Origin of the sequence: Atlantibacter sp. (assembly GCF_032062175.1) — a bacterium.
Taxonomy (GTDB): Bacteria; Pseudomonadota; Gammaproteobacteria; order Enterobacterales; family Enterobacteriaceae; genus Atlantibacter.
On the sequence record NZ_DAMBQK010000015.1, the window covers coordinates 50,827 to 69,380 of the forward strand.

The window sequence follows — 18,554 nt, forward strand, 5'->3', positions numbered from 1 at the left end:
TTCATTTTAAGCAGTAAAGACCATCTTTTGGGGGAACAATGAGCGCGGGAAGCCATAAATTCACATCACGCCGGGTGGCGACACTTTCTCTTATTTCACTTCTTGTTGCCGGGTGTTCATCCAACAATCAATCACAAGCGCCGATCAGTTCCGTTAACGGCGGCAATAGCGGCGGCAGCACCAGCAGCGGAATGTTGATCACACCGCCGCCAAAAATGAATACGCCAGCCCCGACGCCTGCGCCACAAATTCAACCGGTACAGCGTCCTGTTACCCAACCTGCGCAGGTACAGGCCATTTCCGAGGAGCCAGTTCGTACAGAAAATGGTCGAATTGTTTATAATCGTAAATATGGGAACATTCCGAAGGGAAGTTATGCGGGCGGTAGCACCTATACCGTTAAGCGTGGTGATACACTCTTCTACATTGCCTGGATAACAGGTAATGATTTCCGTGACTTAGCGCAGCGTAACAACGTCCAGCCCCCTTATGGTTTGAACGTCGGACAGACGCTGCAGGTTGGAAACGCATCGGGAACGCCTATCACTGGCGGTAATGCAATTACCCAGGCCGATGCTACTGCGCAGGGGATCATTACCCCACCTGCACAAAATTCCACCACGGTAGTTGCGTCGAAACCAACAATTACGTATTCTGAGTCCTCAGGTGAACAAAGTGCTAACAAAATGTTGCCGAACAATCCGGGTACTGGGACTGTTGTCACAGCACCGGTTACGGCACCTGTGGTTAGCTCTACTGAACCGACTGTCAGCAGCACGACAACCAGTTCGCCGATTTCTACATGGCGCTGGCCGGCTGAAGGCAAGGTTATCGAGAACTTCTCCGCTAACGAAGGCGGTAACAAAGGGATCGATATCGCAGGCAGTAAAGGGCAGGCTATCATCGCCACAGCGGACGGGCGGGTAGTTTATGCCGGTAATGCACTGCGCGGTTACGGTAATCTAATCATCATAAAACATAACGATGATTACCTGAGTGCCTACGCCCATAACGATACGATGCTGGTCCGGGAACAACAAGAAGTTAAGGCGGGGCAAAAAATAGCTACCATGGGTAGCACCGGAACCAGTTCTACACGCTTGCATTTTGAAATTCGTTACAAGGGGAAATCCGTAAACCCGCTGCGTTACTTACCGCAGCGATAATTTAGTAAAGCGGTTTGTCACTCTGCTTTGAAGGACGTTACTGACTGTTGTTGTCATGGTGTCCAAACGAGAAAGTGCCAGTTGCTTTACTTAGGGATCACGGGTAGGAGCCACCTTTATGAGTCAGAATACGCTGAAAGTTCATGATTTAAATGAAGACGCGGAATTTGATGAGAACGGAGTAGAGGCTTTTGACGAAAAAGCCTTAGTAGAAGAGGAACCCAGTGATAACGACTTAGCTGAAGAAGAGCTGTTGTCGCAGGGTTCAACACAGCGTGTGCTGGACGCGACTCAACTGTATCTGGGGGAAATTGGTTATTCCCCGCTGTTAACAGCAGAAGAAGAAGTCTATTTCGCGCGCCGCGCTCTGCGTGGTGATGTCGCCTCCCGCCGCCGCATGATCGAAAGTAACCTGCGTCTGGTGGTAAAAATTGCTCGTCGCTACAGCAATCGTGGTCTGGCTTTGCTGGATCTGATTGAAGAGGGCAACCTGGGGCTGATTCGCGCTGTCGAGAAATTTGACCCGGAACGCGGGTTCCGCTTCTCAACCTACGCTACATGGTGGATTCGTCAAACGATTGAACGGGCGATCATGAATCAAACCCGTACCATCCGTCTGCCGATTCATATTGTTAAAGAGTTGAACGTTTATCTGCGTACTGCACGTGAACTTTCCCACAAGCTGGACCATGAGCCCAGCGCGGAAGAGATTGCCGAGCAGTTGGATAAACCGGTTGATGACGTAAGCCGTATGCTGCGTCTCAACGAGCGCATTACCTCTGTTGACACCCCGCTGGGTGGCGACTCAGAGAAAGCGCTGCTGGACATCCTGGCCGATGAAAAAGACAACGGCCCGGAAGACACCACGCAAGACGATGACATGAAACAAAGTATCGTCAAATGGCTGTTCGAACTGAACGCCAAACAGCGTGAAGTGTTGGCGCGTCGTTTCGGCCTGCTGGGCTATGAAGCGGCGACGCTCGAAGATGTGGGTCGTGAAATCGGCCTGACTCGCGAGCGTGTTCGTCAGATTCAGGTCGAAGGGTTGCGCCGTCTGCGCGAAATTCTTCAGACTCAGGGTCTGAACATTGAAGCGCTGTTCCGCGAATAAGTTTTGCTCTTAAAAAGGCGGTGAATTTCACCGCCTTTTTACTCAGAAAATCTCTCCTGGCGAGAGATTTTTTTATGCGCGTCGTAAAGCGCGAACACGCGTTTTCACCCTTCTCCGCGCTTTCTTTGCCATCGTTAGACTAAGTTTTTCAGCCGGTAAACCCATTCCAGCGCCTGACGCGGCGACAGCGAGTCGGGATCCAGTGCCTCCAGCGCTTCTACCGCCGGGCTGGTTTCTTCCGCTACGGCAAGCAGCGACATCTGCGTACCGTCAATTTGCGTTGCCGATGCGTTGCCTGAAAGATTCTCAAGCTCACGCAGCTTCTGACGCGCGCGTTTGATCACGTCTTTCGGTACGCCAGCCAGTGCCGCTACCGCCAGGCCATAGCTCTTACTGGCCGCGCCTTCCTGCACGGTATGCATAAAGGCGATAGTATCACCATGCTCGATGGCATCCAGATGTACGTTGGCGACGCCTTCCATTTTTTCAGGCAGCGTAGTGAGTTCAAAATAGTGCGTCGCGAACAGGGTAAACGCCTTAATACGGTTCGCCAGGCTTTCCGCACAGGCCCACGCCAGGGATAACCCGTCGTAAGTAGAGGTACCTCGGCCAATCTCATCCATAAGCACCAGACTGTACTCGGTGGCGTTATGCAGAATATTGGCGGTTTCGGTCATTTCAACCATAAAGGTTGACCGGCCCGAGGCCAGGTCATCCGCAGCGCCAACACGGGTAAATATCCGGTCAATGGGGCCGATTTCCGCCTGCGTTGCGGGTACGAAGCTACCGATATAGGCCATTAAGACGATCAGCGCGGTCTGGCGCATATAGGTACTTTTACCGCCCATGTTCGGACCGGTAATAATCAACATCTTGCGCTGGGCAGACAGGGCCAACGGGTTAGCGATAAAGGGTTCGTTAAGCACCTGTTCCACCACCGGGTGACGCCCTTCGACAATGTTAATGCCAGGTTTATCACTCAGGGTGGGGCAGCAGTAATTAAGCGTTAACGCGCGCTCGGCGAGGTTTACCAGAACATCCAATTCGGCAAGCGTGCTGGCGCTTTGCTGCAAATCAGCCAAATGCGGTAGTAGCATATCGAACAGCTGATCGTAGAGCTGTTTTTCCAGCGACAGCGCTTTTCCTTTTGAGGTGAGGACTTTGTCTTCGTACTCTTTTAACTCAGGGATGATGTAGCGCTCGGCGTTTTTCAGCGTCTGACGGCGTACATAATTCATCGGCACCAAATGGCTTTGCCCGCGGCTGACCTGAATGTAATAACCGTGGACGGCATTGAAGCCGACCTTCAGCGTATCCAGCCCCAGTTTTTCACGCTCGCGGATTTCCAGACGATCAAGATAATCAGTCGCACCGTCTGCCAACGCGCGCCACTCATCCAGCTCTTCGTTATAGCCAGGAGCAATGACCCCGCCGTCACGAATTAACACAGGCGGAGAGTCAATAATGGCGCGCTCCAGCAATGAACATAGCTCGCTAAACTCGCCCATATTTTGACGCAGGGTTTGCACGTGCTCGCTGTCTATTTCGCCAAGCAGTTCGTTCAGAATCGGCAACTGCTGGAATGCATGACGCATGCGCGCTAAATCGCGAGGACGCGCGGTACGCAGCGCCAGGCGAGCCAGAATACGCTCCAGATCGCCCACCTGACGCAGCACAGGCTGGAGTTCGCTGGTGCGATCCATCAGCGCGGCGATGGTTTGCTGGCGCGAACGCAATGTTTCGTGATGGCGTACCGGCATATGCAGCCAGCGTTTCAGCATACGGCTGCCCATAGGCGTGACGGTGCTATCCAGCACAGAAGCCACAGTATTTTCAATGCCACCACTCAGATTCAGGGTGATTTCCAGATTGCGGCGCGTGGCGGCATCCATGATGATGCTGTCCTGCTGGCGCTCCATCGTGATAGATCGAATATGAGGCAGCGAGGTGCGTTGCGTATCTTTGACGTACTGCAGCAGACAACCGGCGGCGCATAGCCCGCGCGGCGCGTTTTCCACGCCAAAGCCCGTCAGGTCCCGGGTGCCGAACTGCATAGTGAGCTGTTGGCGCGCCGTGTCGATTTCAAATTCCCATAGTGGGCGGCGACGCAAACCGCGACGGCCCTCGATCAGCGACATTTCGGCAAAATCTTCGGCGTACAGCAGTTCCGCAGGATTGGTGCGCTGCAACTCCGCAGCCATGGTTTCCCGATCCTGCGGCTCGCTAAGGCGGAACCGGCCAGAGCTAATATCCAGCGTGGCGTAGCCAAACCCTTTGCTGTCCTGCCACAGTGCGGCTAGCAGGTTATCCTGGCGCTCCTGTAACAGCGCTTCGTCGCTAATGGTGCCTGGCGTAACGATGCGTACCACTTTGCGCTCAACCGGCCCTTTACTGGTGGCTGGATCGCCGATTTGTTCGCAGATCGCCACAGACTCGCCGAGATTGACCAGCTTCGCCAGATAGTTTTCTACCGCATGATGGGGGACGCCCGCCATTGGGATAGGCTCGCCTGCCGATGCGCCGCGTTTGGTCAGCGAAATATCCAGCAACTGCGACGCGCGTTTCGCATCATCGTAAAACAGCTCATAGAAATCGCCCATTCGATAGAAAAGCAGGATTTCTGGATGCTGTGATTTAAGACGCAGGTACTGCTGCATCATGGGCGTATGGTCGGTAAAGTCCTTGTCAGTAGACTCAATCATCTGATTTTGCTCGTTTTAAATCGCACAGCGGGAAAAGAGTTTTTAGAGTGCACATCTTAACACTCTTTATTAGTGTGATTCACCCGAGGCGGCGGGTGACTGACGACGCCACGTTACCAGAAGCCTGGCAAGGGTTGTAAACGCATTTGTGCAGAAAAAATCATTCTTGCGAGGCAACGTCTAAAAGCGTGGCAGGCAGTGCAGGGGATTACAGCAGGTTTACGCTGCGGCTCGTAAGAGATGATGCGGCAAGGGCGCATCATCTCTTCATAGCGGTGTTAAAGCTTCATGGTAGTGAGGCAGGTCTGGCTCTCGCTGTTGGTCGCGATAGGCGAGGAGGCGGTTTTTCCCTGATAGCTCACATCCAGAGTGCCCTGCATATCGCGCGGCAGCCACAACCCCACAAAGCCGTTCTGATAGCTCTTCACGCTTTTTTGCAGCACCACATTGCCTTTAAGATCGGTCACTTTAACGTCGAAGGTGGTGTTCGGCATTTCTCCCTGGCAACCCGACAAACTGTGGTTGAAACAAGGATGGGTCTGATGTTCGTAAGGTGCGACGGAGAGATAAAATTTATCCGCTAACGGGAACGCGTAAGCCTGTTTACCGTCCGATAATTTTAACTCGGTACTGGTGATTGACGCGCTAAACGGCAGCGGGCGCGCTTGCGGATTCTGGTCGATAGCCTCAACCATTTGCTGGGTGTTTTTACCCGCAAGGCCATACTGGGCCAGAAAGTCAGTTTGCGACGTTGCGGCCAGGGCACTGCCGGAAACGGCAAGGCCAAGCAGAGAAAGCAGGAATGTGCGACGCATGATAATTTCCTTTGGGTACGATTTGTCGCCAAACTCTAAACCTTCCCCTTAGGGGAGAGTCAAAACCGTGCCGCCCAAAGTTGTGTAAGGTTTTGTATGACCACAACTTTGTTTGATTTTCATCAAATTTTAGCGAGGGCAGCCGGCCGCTGTGATTCCGATAATTTCCCATTAGGGCGCTCTGCGCTTCGCCTCCCGCTCTGAATGTTCTACCATGATATTCACTCGTTTGATTTGCTTTATGGACAACTCATGATTAAGCGTCGTTATGCTGCTCTTTTGCCTCTTCTGGTGCTGCTTTCCGCATGCAGCAGTAAACCTAAAACCACTACAGAAACTGCCGCCGCCAATACTGTGGGTACGCCGCAAGGCGGATTTTTACTTCAGCCGCAGCATGATGTTTATCTCTCCAGCGGAGATTTTGCTAATAACCCCGCCGCTGAAAAATTCATCGATATGATGGTCAGCAAACACGGCTTTAACCGCCAACAGCTTCACGAGGTGCTTTCTCAGGCCAAGCGGCTGGACTACGTGCTGCGCCTGATGGACCGACAAGCGCCGACCACGCTGCCGCCTTCCGGGCCTAACGGGGCATGGCTGCGTTATCGCGATAAATTCATTACCCCGGACAACGTCCAGAACGGCGTTGTTTTTTGGAATCAATACCAGGACGCGCTGAATCGCGCCTTTATGGTGTACGGCGTACCGCCGGAAATTATCGTTGGTATTATCGGTGTGGAAACCCGCTGGGGGCGCGTGATGGGCAAGACCCGCATTCTGGATGCGCTGGCAACCCTTTCATTCGCTTATCCGCGCCGCGCCGAATATTTCTCCAGCGAACTGGAAACCTTTTTGCTGATGTCGCGTGATGAAGGCGACGACCCGTTGGAGCTGAAAGGTTCGTTTGCCGGTGCGATGGGCTACGGACAGTTTATGCCATCCTCCTATAAAGAATATGCCGTTGATTTTAATGGAGATGGCCATATTAATCTCTGGGATCCGGTTGATGCCATCGGCAGCGTAGCAAATTACTTCAAAGCACACGGCTGGGAGAAAGGCGAGCCGGTGGCCGTACAGGCCAATGGTGAAGCGCCAGGTTTAGAAAACGGCTTCAAGACCAAATATTCTCCGGCACAGCTGGCGGCTGCTGGCTTAACGCCGCAACAGCCGTTGGGCAGCCACTCGCAGGTCAGTTTGCTGCGCCTGGATATCGGGACGCGTTATCAGTACTGGTACGGTTTGCCGAATTTCTACACCATCACGCGCTACAACCACAGCACCCATTACGCGATGGCGGTATGGCAACTGGGCCAGGCGGTGGCGATGGCGCGCGTTCAGTAGCGGCTTTCTGGAATCGATCTCGTAAACGCAAAATGTAATCGCTGAAAAAGGGCAGTGCGCGTTGCTAAGCGCACTGCCCTCACTACAATTGGAGCCGTGATGACTGACGATGAATTGAAGCAGCTGAGCAAAACGGTGGGCGAAGCGTTAAAACGCCAGGGCGCGACGGTAACGACGGCGGAGTCTTGTACCGGCGGCTGGGTCGCGAAAGCAATTACTGATATTGCGGGCAGTTCCGCCTGGTTTGAACGCGGATTTGTCACCTACAGTAACGAGGCAAAAGCGCAAATGATCGGCGTTGACGACGACACGCTCAACCAGCACGGTGCCGTGAGCGAGCCGGTGGTGATCCAGATGGCGCAGGGCGCCCTGGCTGCCGCCAATGCCAGCTATGCGGTTTCTATTAGCGGGATTGCCGGGCCGGACGGCGGCAGCGAGAAAAAGCCGGTGGGCACGGTCTGGTTTGGGTTCGCCAGCTGTCATGGCGAGACTCTCACGCGGCATGAATGTTTTAGCGGCGACCGCGATGCCGTGCGGCGTCAGGCCACGGTTTATGCGTTAAAAACGCTCTGGCAACAATTTCTACAAAAGGCTTGATACTGTATGACTATACAGTATAATTGCTTCATCGAAATAATAGCGGCAACGTGGGCGATGGTGCTTCACTTTGCATGACAGGAGTAAAAATGGCTATCGACGAAAACAAACAGAAGGCGTTAGCGGCAGCTCTGGGCCAAATTGAAAAGCAATTTGGTAAAGGCTCCATCATGCGTCTGGGTGAAGACCGCTCCATGGATGTGGAAACCATTTCAACGGGCTCACTCTCCCTCGATATCGCGCTTGGCGCGGGCGGTCTGCCGATGGGCCGTATCGTTGAGATCTATGGTCCGGAATCTTCCGGTAAAACCACGCTGACCCTGCAGGTTGTCGCCGCAGCGCAGCGCGAAGGTAAAACCTGTGCCTTTATCGATGCTGAACACGCGCTGGACCCGGTCTATGCACGCAAGCTGGGCGTTGATATCGACAACCTGCTGTGTTCTCAGCCGGACACCGGTGAACAAGCGCTCGAAATCTGTGACGCCTTAGCGCGTTCCGGCGCGGTTGACGTGATCATCGTCGACTCCGTTGCGGCGCTGACGCCGAAAGCGGAAATCGAAGGTGAAATCGGTGACTCTCACATGGGCCTTGCGGCACGTATGATGAGCCAGGCAATGCGTAAACTCGCAGGTAACCTGAAGCAGTCCAACACGCTGCTGATTTTCATCAACCAGATCCGTATGAAGATTGGTGTGATGTTCGGTAACCCGGAAACCACTACCGGTGGTAACGCGCTGAAGTTCTACGCTTCCGTACGTCTTGATATCCGCCGTATCGGCGCCGTGAAAGAGGGCGACGAAGTGGTGGGTAGCGAAACCCGCGTGAAAGTGGTGAAGAACAAAATTGCAGCGCCGTTTAAACAGGCTGAATTCCAGATCCTTTACGGTGAAGGCATCAACTTCTACGGCGAGCTGGTTGACCTGGGCGTGAAGCACAAGCTGATTGAAAAAGCGGGTGCGTGGTATAGCTACAATGGCGAGAAAGTGGGCCAGGGTAAAGCGAACGCCACTAACTTCCTGAAGGAAAACAAAGGGATTGCGCAGGAGATTGAAAAGAAACTGCGTGAGCAACTGTTGCACAATCAGGATGACAAACCGGCTTTCTCTACTGAAGAGTATGAAAAAGACGAGTCAGAAACTAACGAAGACTTCTGATTCTCAGGGCTGCCCAGGCAGCCCTTTTTTATTACTGACGCGTAATTTGATATGACTGACCGTTCTCCCCGCCGCTCGGTATACGCACGTTTATGCGATCGGGCGACCCGTTTACTCGCCATGCGCGATCACAGCGAGCAAGAGCTGCGTCGCAAGCTGGCTGCGCCTTTTATGATGAAGTCGCCACAGGATGAAGCTGAACCTATCTCCGCTGAAGACGTCGAAAATGTGATTCTCTGGTGCTATGAGCACAACTGGCTGGATGACGCCAACTTCGCAGGGCGGTATATCGCCAGCCGGTCCCGCAAAGGGTATGGCCCACAGCGTATCCGTCAGGAATTACAGCAAAAAGGGTTAACCCGCGAGCACTGTGACGCCGCGTTTCGTGCATGTGACATCGATTGGCAGCAAATCACCTGGGATATCGCCGTACGCAAATTTGGCGAACCGTTACCGCGTAACTATCCTGAGAAGGTAAAAGTGCAGCGGTTTTTGCTGTACAGAGGCTTCCTGATGGAGGATATACAGGAGATATACCGAAATTTTGCCGATTGAGCGCATCCTGGATTTTACTTCCCTCCTCAGAAAACTTATCTTATTCCCACTTTTTTCCCGTCAGGGCGGACAGCGATTCACCAGTCGGTTTATCATGTCCGGCTTACGACAATTCGTTAGCTTGATTTCAGGATAATTATGAGCAAGAGCACCGCTGAGATCCGTCAGGCGTTTCTCGATTTTTTCCATAGTAAAGGACATCAGGTAGTTGCCAGCAGCTCTCTGGTTCCCAACAACGATCCCACACTGCTGTTTACCAACGCCGGGATGAACCAGTTCAAGGATGTTTTCCTTGGTCTCGATAAGCGTAATTATTCCCGCGCAACGACCGCGCAGCGCTGCGTGCGTGCGGGTGGTAAACACAACGATCTGGAAAACGTCGGTTACACCGCCCGTCACCACACATTCTTCGAAATGCTGGGCAACTTCAGCTTCGGTGACTATTTCAAACATGATGCTATCCAGTACGCCTGGGAGCTGTTGACCGGCGAGCAGTGGTTTAACCTGCCGAAAGATCGTTTATGGGTCACCGTTTACGAATCTGACGATGAAGCCTATGAAATCTGGGAAAAAGAAGTGGGCGTCCCGCGCGAACGTATTATTCGTATCGGCGACAACAAAGGTGCAGCTTACGCCTCTGATAACTTCTGGCAGATGGGCGATACCGGTCCGTGCGGTCCTTGCACCGAGATTTTCTTCGACCATGGTGACCATATCTGGGGTGGCCCTCCGGGAAGCCCGGAAGAGGACGGCGACCGCTATATCGAAATCTGGAACATCGTATTTATGCAGTTCAACCGTCAGGCCGACGGTACGATGGAACCGCTGCCGAAACCGTCCGTCGATACCGGTATGGGCCTGGAGCGTATTGCGGCGGTACTGCAACACGTTAACTCCAACTATGAAATTGACCTGTTCCGCGATCTGATTCAGGCAGTGGCGAAAGAAACCGGCGCAACCGATCTGAGCAACAAATCTCTGCGGGTTATCGCTGACCACATCCGCTCCTGCGCATTTTTAATTGCCGATGGGGTTATCCCGTCGAATGAAAACCGTGGCTACGTGCTGCGCCGTATCATTCGTCGCGCGATCCGTCACGGCAATATGCTGGGCGCGAAGGACACCTTCTTCTACAAGCTGGTTGGCCCGCTGATTCGCGTGATGGGTTCCGCCGGTGAAGATCTGCAACGTCAGCAGGCTCAGGTTGAGCAAATTCTGAAAACTGAAGAAGAGCAATTTGCCCGTACGCTTGAGCGTGGCCTGGCGCTGCTGGACGAAGAACTGGCGAAACTGTCCGGCGATACCCTGGATGGTGAAACCGCGTTCCGTCTGTATGACACTTACGGTTTCCCGGTGGATTTGACCGCTGACGTGTGCCGCGAGCGTAACATCAAAGTTGACGAAGCGGGCTTTGAAGCCGCGATGGAAGCGCAGCGCCGTCGCGCGCGTGAATCCAGCGGTTTTGGCGCTGACTATAACGCCATGATCCGCGTTGAAGGCGCATCTGAATTTAAAGGCTATGACCACGTTGAACTGACGGGCAAAGTGACTGCGCTGTTTGTTGACGGCAAAGCCGTTGAGCAAATCTCAGCCGGCGAGCAGGCGGTGGTGATCCTGAACGAAACGCCGTTCTATGCGGAATCCGGCGGCCAGGTGGGCGATCGCGGCGAGTTGCTGGGCAATGGTTTTGCCTTCTGCGTCGAAGATACCCAGAAGTATGGTCAGGCAATCGGCCATATCGGCAAACTGACCAGCGGCGTGCTGAAAGTGGGCGAGGGCGTGAAAGCGCAGGTGGACGAAGCACGTCGTGCGCGTATCCGTCTGAACCACTCCGCCACTCACTTAATGCATGCGGCATTGCGCCAGGTGCTGGGCACCCACGTTGCACAGAAAGGCTCGCTGGTTAACGATAAAGGCCTGCGTTTTGACTTCTCTCATTTTGAAGCCATGAAGCCGGAAGAGATCCGCGCAGTGGAAGATCTGGTGAACGCGCAAATCCGCCGTAACCTGCCGATTGAAACCCAGGTAATGGATCTTGAAACGGCCAAAGCGAAAGGCGCAATGGCGCTGTTCGGCGAGAAATATGACGAACATGTGCGCGTACTGAGCATGGGCGATTTCTCCACCGAGCTGTGCGGCGGTATTCATGCCGATCGCACCGGCGATATCGGTCTGTTCCATATTGTTGCTGAGTCCGGCACCGCGGCGGGCGTACGCCGTATCGAAGCGGTCACTGGCGAAGGCGCGCTGGCGCAGGTTCACGCCCAGAACGATCAATTGCACGATATCGCGCAACTGCTCAAAGGCGACAGCCAGAATCTGAACGATAAAGTTCGTGCGGTGATTGAGCGTACGCGTCAGCTTGAAAAAGAGCTGCAGCAGTTGAAAGAACAACAGGCTGTTCAGGAAAGCGCGAACCTCAGCAGTAAAGCCATTGAAATCAATGGCGTAAAACTGCTGGTCAGCGAACTGACCGGCGTTGAACCGAAAATGCTGCGTACGATGGTTGATGACCTGAAAAATCAACTGGGCTCCACGGTTATCGTACTGGCGACCGTTGCCGATGCTAAGGTTTCTCTGATTGCGGGGGTCTCGAAAGATTTGACCGACCGCGTAAAAGCAGGTGAATTGATCGGTATGGTAGCTTCGCAGGTTGGGGGTAAAGGCGGTGGACGTCCGGACATGGCGCAAGCCGGTGGTACGGATGCCCAGGCATTGCCGGCAGCCCTTGCCAGCGTAGAAAACTGGGTCGCATCGCGACTCTCATAATGAATAAGGTATAGGCGAAGGCGCTATAACAATCCGTTGTTATGGCGCCTTTCTCTCTCTACCCACGTTACCCCTTATTTCTCGTGTGTCAGTGGGCTGACAGGGCTCGTGAATCCGTCGCAAAGAGAATGTTTGCGATAAGATGTAACGAGTTGTAGGACTTTCTGTAGCATGGATGTGAACGGGTATATAACGATAAAGTCGGGTTGAAAATTTCTGGATCGGCTAAACTTAGGTTTAACAGAATGTGATGCCGTGACTGCTTACACTTTATGTGTTTGTCATCGCTTACTTTTTGGCGTTATATGATGGATAATGCCGGGATACAGAGAGACCCGACTCTTTTAATCTTTCAAGGAGCAAAGAATGCTGATTCTGACTCGTCGAGTTGGTGAGACCCTCATGATTGGTGATGAGGTGACTGTAACGGTTCTTGGGGTAAAGGGTAACCAGGTACGCATTGGCGTAAACGCCCCCAAAGAAGTTTCCGTACACCGTGAAGAGATCTACCAGCGTATCCAGGCTGAAAAATCGCAACAGTCCAGTTTCTAAAGTTATCGCGTCTCGCTGCATGGCGAGACGCAACCTCCTTTCCCTGTCTTTATTTCCTCTTTCTTCCCTTTTTGCCCTTGTTGCTGCCCTGCATTTTTACGCGATTTCTCTGTGGTTTCATGTTGATTAAACGCCCTTTTTGTTGGCAAAGCAGACGAATTGCGCGTGAATTGTGCAAACGAAACAGAGTCGGGAAAAATTGTTTGACTTATAAGTCCCAGAAAGTAATATGTGCGCCACGCAGCGCCGATGAGCAGAAACAAGTTCTTCGGGGCACTCGCAAGAGGCGTGTGGTGAGGTGGCCGAGAGGCTGAAGGCGCTCCCCTGCTAAGGGAGTATGCGGTCAAAAGCTGCATCCGGGGTTCGAATCCCCGCCTCACCGCCATTTGCATCCGTAGCTCAGCTGGATAGAGTACTCGGCTACGAACCGAGCGGTCGGAGGTTCGAATCCTCCCGGATGCACCATTATTCTCCCTGATGTGTCAGTGACGACAGTTCAGCGGTTATAGCAGTATCCCCGATGCATCCGTAGCTCAGCTGGATAGAGTACTCGGCTACGAACCGAGCGGTCGGAGGTTCGAATCCTCCCGGATGCACCATTATTCTCCCTGATGTGTCAGTGACGACAGTTCAGCGGTTATAGCAGTATCCCCGATGCATCCGTAGCTCAGCTGGATAGAGTACTCGGCTACGAACCGAGCGGTCGGAGGTTCGAATCCTCCCGGATGCACCATTATTGAATCCTCCCGAATGCACCCTTCTCTTCTTATCAACATCTTTTTTGCTCAATCCTTCATCGCCCAAACATAACCTCAGGTTCAGTCAGCGACATTTACCCTTGTTTACGCTAAAGTAACGCTCCTGTAATCAGCTTTGGGGGCTAAATGTACGATCGTTACGACGGGCTAATTTTCGATATGGATGGCACCATCCTGGATACCGAACCGACACACCGCAAGGCGTGGAGCGACGTATTAGGACGTTACGGTATGCAATTTGACCTCGAAGCCATGGTTGCGCTCAATGGTTCCCCTACCTGGCGTATCGCCGAAGCGGTTATCGCCCTCAATGGTGCGACGCTCGACCCGCATGAACTGGCGCGCGAAAAAACGCTGGCAGTCAAAGCGATGCTGCTGGATACCGTGCGCCCGCTGCCGTTAATCGACGTGGTTAAATCGTGGCATGGGCGTCGTCCTATGGCCGTCGGCACTGGCAGTGAAAGCGCTATTGCCGAGGCGTTATTAGCGCATTTAGGCTTGCGCCACTATTTCCAGGCGGTTGTCGCCGCCGATCACGTTCAGCATCACAAACCTGCCCCGGATACTTTTTTGCGTTGTGCCGCGCTGATGGGCGTTGCGCCTGAAAAATGCGTGGTCTTCGAAGATGCGGATTTCGGTATCCAGGCTGCCCAGCGGGCAGGGATGGATGCGGTGGACGTACGCTTACTGTGAGTGACGCGCTGTCACTGTTCTCGCTGTTCTCCAGCAGTTTTTTGAGCGCTACTTTATTACCCGGCAGTTCCGAAGCGGTGTTGATCGCGTTGTTACTGGCCGGGAAAAGCGAGCCGTGGGTATTAGTTTTAATAGCAACAATAGGTAATAGCCTTGGAGGCCTGACTAACGTTATTCTTGGTCGGTTTTTTCCGTTACGCGAAACGTCGCGCTGGCAGGAAAAAGCGGTTTACTGGCTACAACGTTTTGGTCCAGTTGCGCTATTACTTAGCTGGATGCCTGTCATAGGCGATTTGTTGTGCCTGCTTGCCGGATGGCTGCGTTTATCGTGGGGGCCGGTGGTATTTTTTTTATGCCTGGGTAAAGCGTTGCGCTACATCATTGTGGCACTGGCAACGCTCCAGGGGATGGCGTGGTGGCACTAATTGGATTGTTTGAGTGACCTTTAATCGTCAACCATTACAATTATGCTTAATAAAAATGAATTCGACAGGCGGGAGGTCAATTTGATCCCGGACGTATCACAGGCGCTGGCCTGGCTGGAAAATCATCCTGATGTGCTACAGGGCATTCGTCGTGGGCTGGAGCGCGAAACATTACGCGTGACGCCAGAAGGGCATTTGGCCCAAACCGGGCATCCAGAGAGCCTGGGTTCAACGCTCACGCATCAGTGGATCACTACCGACTTTGCGGAAGCGCTACTGGAGTTTATTACGCCCGTTGATGACGATATCGACCATATGCTGGCGGTGCTGCGCGATATTCATCGTCACGTAGCACGCAAGCTGGGCGATGAACGTATGTGGCCGCTCAGTATGCCGTGCTATATCGAAGACGGCCAGGATATCGAACTGGCGCAGTACGGCAGCTCCAATATTGGCCGCCTGAAAACGCTGTACCGCGAAGGGCTGAGAAACCGCTATGGCGCGCTAATGCAAACCATCTCTGGTGTGCATTACAACTTCTCGCTACCGCTGGCGTTCTGGCAGGCGAAATGCGGCGTTACCGATAGCGACAGTGGCAAAGCTGCCATCTCGGCAGGTTATTTCCGCCTGATCCGCAACTATTATCGTTTTGGCTGGGTGATCCCGTATCTTTTCGGCGCATCGCCGGCGATTTGCGCCTCTTTCCTGCAGGGCAAACCGACCACACTGCCGTTCGAAAAAACCGAATGCGGCATGTATTACCTGCCGTATGCCACATCTTTGCGCCTGAGCGATTTGGGCTATACCAATAAATCGCAAAGCAATCTCGGGATTACGTTTAACGATCTCGACACGTATGTGGCAGGATTGAAGCGGGCGATTAAAACCCCGTCGGAAGAGTACGCGAAAATCGGCCTGAAAGAGGGCGATAAGCATCTGCAAATTAATACCAATATTCTGCAGATTGAAAACGAGCTGTACGCGCCTATCCGTCCGAAACGCGTCACCCGCAAAGGCGAGTCGCCGTCGGATGCGCTGATGCGCGGCGGCATTGAATATATCGAAGTGCGTTCGCTGGATATCAACCCGTTCTCAGCGACGGGCGTGGATGAGCAGCAGGTGCGTTTCCTGGATCTGTTTATGATCTGGTGCGTGCTGGCGGATGCGCCGGAAATGAGCAGCGATGAACTGCTGTGTACCCGTACAAACTGGAACCGCGTGATCCTTGAAGGCCGCAAACCGGGCTTAACCCTGGGTATCGGCTGCGAAACGGCACAACATCCGCTTGAGAAAGTGGGTAAAGATCTGTTCCGTGATTTAATGACCGTCGCCCAAACGCTCGACGGCATCGCCGGTAATCGTCAGTATCAGGACGTTTGCCAACAGCTGGTCGCCTGTTTCGACAACCCGGAATTAACCTACTCGGCGCGTATCCTGAGTTCGATGATTGAAAAAGGGATTGGCGGCACCGGTCGGGCACTGGCGGAGCAGTATCGCGCGCAGCTGCGTGAAGAGCCGCTGGAAGTGCTGAGCGAAGCCGATTTTGCGAAAGAACAGGTTGAATCCTGGGAGCGCCAGCGCGCTATTGAAGCGGCAGATACGGAATCGTTTGAAGATTTTCTGGCGAAGCAAGGCTAGGAAAAGAAAAAGGCCACACCGTGTGTGGCCAAAAATTTCATCTCTGAAGACAGGGATGATGATAACAAATGCGCGTCTTTCATATATTCAGACTCGCCTGGAAACCAATAGTTCATTTTAATTTAAAAAATATCACTGCCTGGAGGTGACCCGATGCCATTACTGGATAGCTTTACCGTTGACCATACCCGTATGCAGGCGCCGGCGGTGCGTGTAGCCAAAACCATGCATACTCCGCACGGCGACACCATCACCGTATTCGATCTGCGTTTCTGCGTGCCTAACCAGGAAGTGATGCCGGAAAAAGGCATTCACACGCTGGAGCACCTGTTCGCGGGCTTTATGCGCGATCACCTGAACGGCAACGGCGTGGAAATCATCGACATTTCGCCGATGGGCTGTCGCACCGGCTTCTACATGAGCCTGATTGGCGAGCCGCAGGAACAACGCGTGGCTGACGCATGGAAAGCGGCAATGGAAGACGTGCTGAAGGTGAAAGAGCAGAACCAAATCCCGGAACTGAACGTTTACCAGTGCGGCACCTACCATATGCACTCTCTGGAAGAAGCGCAGGAAATCGCCCGTCACATCGTCGATCGCGGCGTGGGCGTTAACAGCAACGACGAGCTGGCGCTGCCGAAAGAAACGCTGAAAGAACTGCACATCTAGTCCTCACGCTGTGCCCATAAAAAAAGCGCCAATGGCGCTTTTTTTAGTTGCAGTAACAGGGCGCTAATGCGCGCCACCGCCTCCGCCGCCCGCCCCGAAGGGCGGTTTGGCAAACCACACCAGCCCCAGCAGCACCAGGAACACCCCCGCAGAGACCCAGAAAATCTCGTTTGCCGAGATAATGAGCCCCTGGTTGGTGATTTGCTGCGCCAGATAGCCTGACGCCTGCTCCCGGCTCATCCCCAGCCCCTGAAGCTGGCTATACATCTCCTGGGCATTCGGGTTGTAAGGGTTTACCGACTCGGTAAGCTGAGCGTGATGCAGCGACTCGCGGTTGGTCCACAGCGTGGTAGTGATCGATGTCCCGATAGAACCTGCCAGCGTACGCATAAAGTTCGACAAACTCGATGCGGCAGCCAGGCGTTCCGGCGGCAGCCCGGACAGGGTAATGGTGGTCAACGGCATAAAGAAACACGCCACGGCGAAGCCCTGAATAAACTGCGGCCAGGCCGACGCGCCAAAATCCATTCCCGGTTCGAAGGTATATGCACGCCAGTAGAAACAGACCGCATACATGATGAAGCTGAACGTCACCAGTCGGCGCATATCCAGCCGGTGTGCGAACCGCCCAATAATGGGCGAGAGCAACACCGGTATGACCCCCACCGGCGCTGACGCCAGACCCGCCCAGGTTGCGGTATAGCCGTATACCTCCTGTAGCAACTGCGGCAGCAGAACGATGGCCCCGAAGTAGAGCATGTACGCCAGGCTGATACACAAACAGCCGATAGTAAAGTTGCGCGACTTAAACAACGACAGATCGACTATCGGGTTGTCGTCGGTCAGCTCCCAGACAATCAGGAAGCTTATCGACACCACCGCAACAATGGTCAGAATGATGATTTCGTTGGAGCTAAACCAGTCGAGTTCTTTCCCCCGGTCCAGCATTACCTGCAAACTGCCGATACCGATCACCAACAGCCCTAAACCCACGGCATCAATGCGCCGCTGTTCGGTGCGGGTCTCACGGTTGCGCAACGTTTGCAGCGTCAGCAGCACTACCAGCGCGCCAATCGGCACGTTGATAAAGAAGATCCAGCCCCAGTGATAGTTATCGCTGATCCAGCCGCCGAGGATCGGGCCGCAGATCGGCGCGACAATCACCGTCATCGACCACAGCGCCAGCGCGATACTGCGTTTGGCAGGCGGATAGTTGTTCAGCAATAAGCTCTGAGAGAGCGGGATCAGCGGCCCGGCGACAATCCCCTGGATCACGCGGAAGAAGATCAGCATGTTCAGGCTGGAGGAGACGCCGCAGGCCCAGGAGGCGATCACAAACAGAATGGTCGACCACAGGAACAGCTTTACTTCGCCAACGCGCTTGGCCAGCCAGCCGGTGATGGGAATCGAAATCGCATTCGCCACGCCGAACGAGGTAATCACCCAGGTGCCCTGGCTCAGCGACGAGCCAAGGTTACCGGCGATGGTGGGGATTGCCACGTTCGCGATGGTGGAGTCCAGCACCTGCATAAAAGTCGCCAGCGACAGCGCAATGGTCATGATGACCAGTTGCGCGCCCTCCAGCGGTTTACGTTGTTGCATAACCCCT

15 protein-coding genes and 4 tRNA genes are annotated in these 18,554 nt (G+C 53.8%); 16 read left to right on the forward strand and 3 right to left on the reverse strand.

Going from position 1 to position 18,554, the window contains the following annotated elements; translation table 11 throughout:
• Positions 1-38: 38 nt before the first annotated feature.
• Both nlpD and rpoS read left to right on the forward strand, forming a co-directional pair.
• Positions 39-1,166 (forward strand): murein hydrolase activator NlpD, encoded by a 1,128-nt coding sequence (gene nlpD, locus RT120_RS14110; RefSeq protein ID WP_312983445.1) that lies wholly within the window; start codon positions 39-41, stop codon positions 1,164-1,166.
• 118 nt (positions 1,167-1,284) lie between these two features.
• Positions 1,285-2,277 (forward strand): RNA polymerase sigma factor RpoS, encoded by a 993-nt coding sequence (rpoS, locus tag RT120_RS14115; protein WP_312983447.1) that lies wholly within the window; start codon positions 1,285-1,287, stop codon positions 2,275-2,277.
• A gap of 134 nt (positions 2,278-2,411) precedes the next feature.
• Here the strand turns inward: rpoS and mutS are convergent, their stop codons facing one another.
• Positions 2,412-4,979 (reverse strand): DNA mismatch repair protein MutS, encoded by a 2,568-nt coding sequence (gene mutS / locus RT120_RS14120; RefSeq protein ID WP_312983449.1) that lies wholly within the window; start codon positions 4,977-4,979, stop codon positions 2,412-2,414.
• Between the two features lie 278 nt (positions 4,980-5,257).
• Positions 5,258-5,794, reverse strand: coding sequence for a copper-binding periplasmic metallochaperone CueP (gene cueP / locus RT120_RS14125; protein WP_312983451.1), 537 nt, complete (start codon positions 5,792-5,794; stop codon positions 5,258-5,260).
• A 252-nt stretch (positions 5,795-6,046) separates the two neighbouring features.
• Between cueP and mltB the strand changes: the two genes are divergently transcribed.
• The 14 genes from mltB to luxS all read left to right on the forward strand — a co-directional run bounded on the left by mltB (position 6,047) and on the right by luxS (position 16,945).
• A complete protein-coding gene (gene mltB / locus RT120_RS14130; RefSeq protein ID WP_312983453.1) occupies positions 6,047-7,135 on the forward strand; it encodes a lytic murein transglycosylase B in 1,089 nt (362 codons plus the stop codon).
• A 99-nt stretch (positions 7,136-7,234) separates the two neighbouring features.
• Entirely contained in the window at positions 7,235-7,732 is a 498-nt protein-coding gene (gene pncC, locus RT120_RS14135; protein WP_312983455.1) for a nicotinamide-nucleotide amidase, read from the forward strand.
• An 89-nt stretch (positions 7,733-7,821) separates the two neighbouring features.
• Entirely contained in the window at positions 7,822-8,886 is a 1,065-nt protein-coding gene (recA, locus tag RT120_RS14140; RefSeq protein ID WP_312983457.1) for a recombinase RecA, read from the forward strand.
• A 51-nt stretch (positions 8,887-8,937) separates the two neighbouring features.
• The gene (gene recX / locus RT120_RS14145; protein ID WP_312983459.1) at positions 8,938-9,441 is read left to right on the forward strand and encodes a recombination regulator RecX; all 504 of its coding nucleotides are present in this window, start codon (positions 8,938-8,940) and stop codon (positions 9,439-9,441) included.
• Positions 9,442-9,579: 138 nt separating this feature from the next.
• On the forward strand, positions 9,580-12,210 hold the full coding sequence (gene alaS, locus RT120_RS14150; protein ID WP_312983460.1) for an alanine--tRNA ligase: 2,631 nt from the start codon (positions 9,580-9,582) through the stop codon (positions 12,208-12,210).
• Positions 12,211-12,576: 366 nt separating this feature from the next.
• Positions 12,577-12,762 (forward strand): carbon storage regulator CsrA, encoded by a 186-nt coding sequence (csrA, locus tag RT120_RS14155; protein ID WP_002434672.1) that lies wholly within the window; start codon positions 12,577-12,579, stop codon positions 12,760-12,762.
• 292 nt (positions 12,763-13,054) lie between these two features.
• Positions 13,055-13,147 (forward strand) — tRNA-Ser (locus tag RT120_RS14160).
• 3 nt (positions 13,148-13,150) lie between these two features.
• Positions 13,151-13,227 (forward strand) — tRNA-Arg (locus tag RT120_RS14165).
• Between the two features lie 57 nt (positions 13,228-13,284).
• Positions 13,285-13,361: transfer RNA gene (locus RT120_RS14170), tRNA-Arg, on the forward strand.
• 57 nt (positions 13,362-13,418) lie between these two features.
• Positions 13,419-13,495, forward strand: a tRNA-Arg gene (locus RT120_RS14175).
• Positions 13,496-13,646: 151 nt separating this feature from the next.
• Entirely contained in the window at positions 13,647-14,213 is a 567-nt protein-coding gene (yqaB, locus tag RT120_RS14180; RefSeq protein ID WP_312983462.1) for a fructose-1-phosphate/6-phosphogluconate phosphatase, read from the forward strand.
• Positions 14,210-14,638, forward strand: a complete 429-nt coding sequence (locus tag RT120_RS14185) for a YqaA family protein (protein WP_312983464.1) — start codon at positions 14,210-14,212, stop codon at positions 14,636-14,638. The genes yqaB and RT120_RS14185 overlap by 4 nt, the downstream gene beginning before the upstream one ends.
• Positions 14,639-14,719: 81 nt before the next feature.
• Positions 14,720-16,276, forward strand: coding sequence for a glutamate--cysteine ligase (gene gshA, locus RT120_RS14190; RefSeq protein ID WP_312983466.1), 1,557 nt, complete (start codon positions 14,720-14,722; stop codon positions 16,274-16,276).
• A gap of 153 nt (positions 16,277-16,429) precedes the next feature.
• Positions 16,430-16,945 carry an S-ribosylhomocysteine lyase gene (luxS, locus tag RT120_RS14195; protein WP_312983468.1) on the forward strand — a complete coding sequence of 172 codons (516 nt, stop codon included), beginning with the start codon at positions 16,430-16,432 and terminating at the stop codon, positions 16,943-16,945.
• 63 nt (positions 16,946-17,008) lie between these two features.
• Here the strand turns inward: luxS and emrB are convergent, their stop codons facing one another.
• Positions 17,009-18,547: a multidrug efflux MFS transporter permease subunit EmrB gene (gene emrB / locus RT120_RS14200; RefSeq protein WP_312983470.1), complete on the reverse strand. Its 1,539-nt coding sequence runs from the start codon at positions 18,545-18,547 to the stop codon at positions 17,009-17,011.
• Positions 18,548-18,554 lie beyond the last annotated feature (7 nt).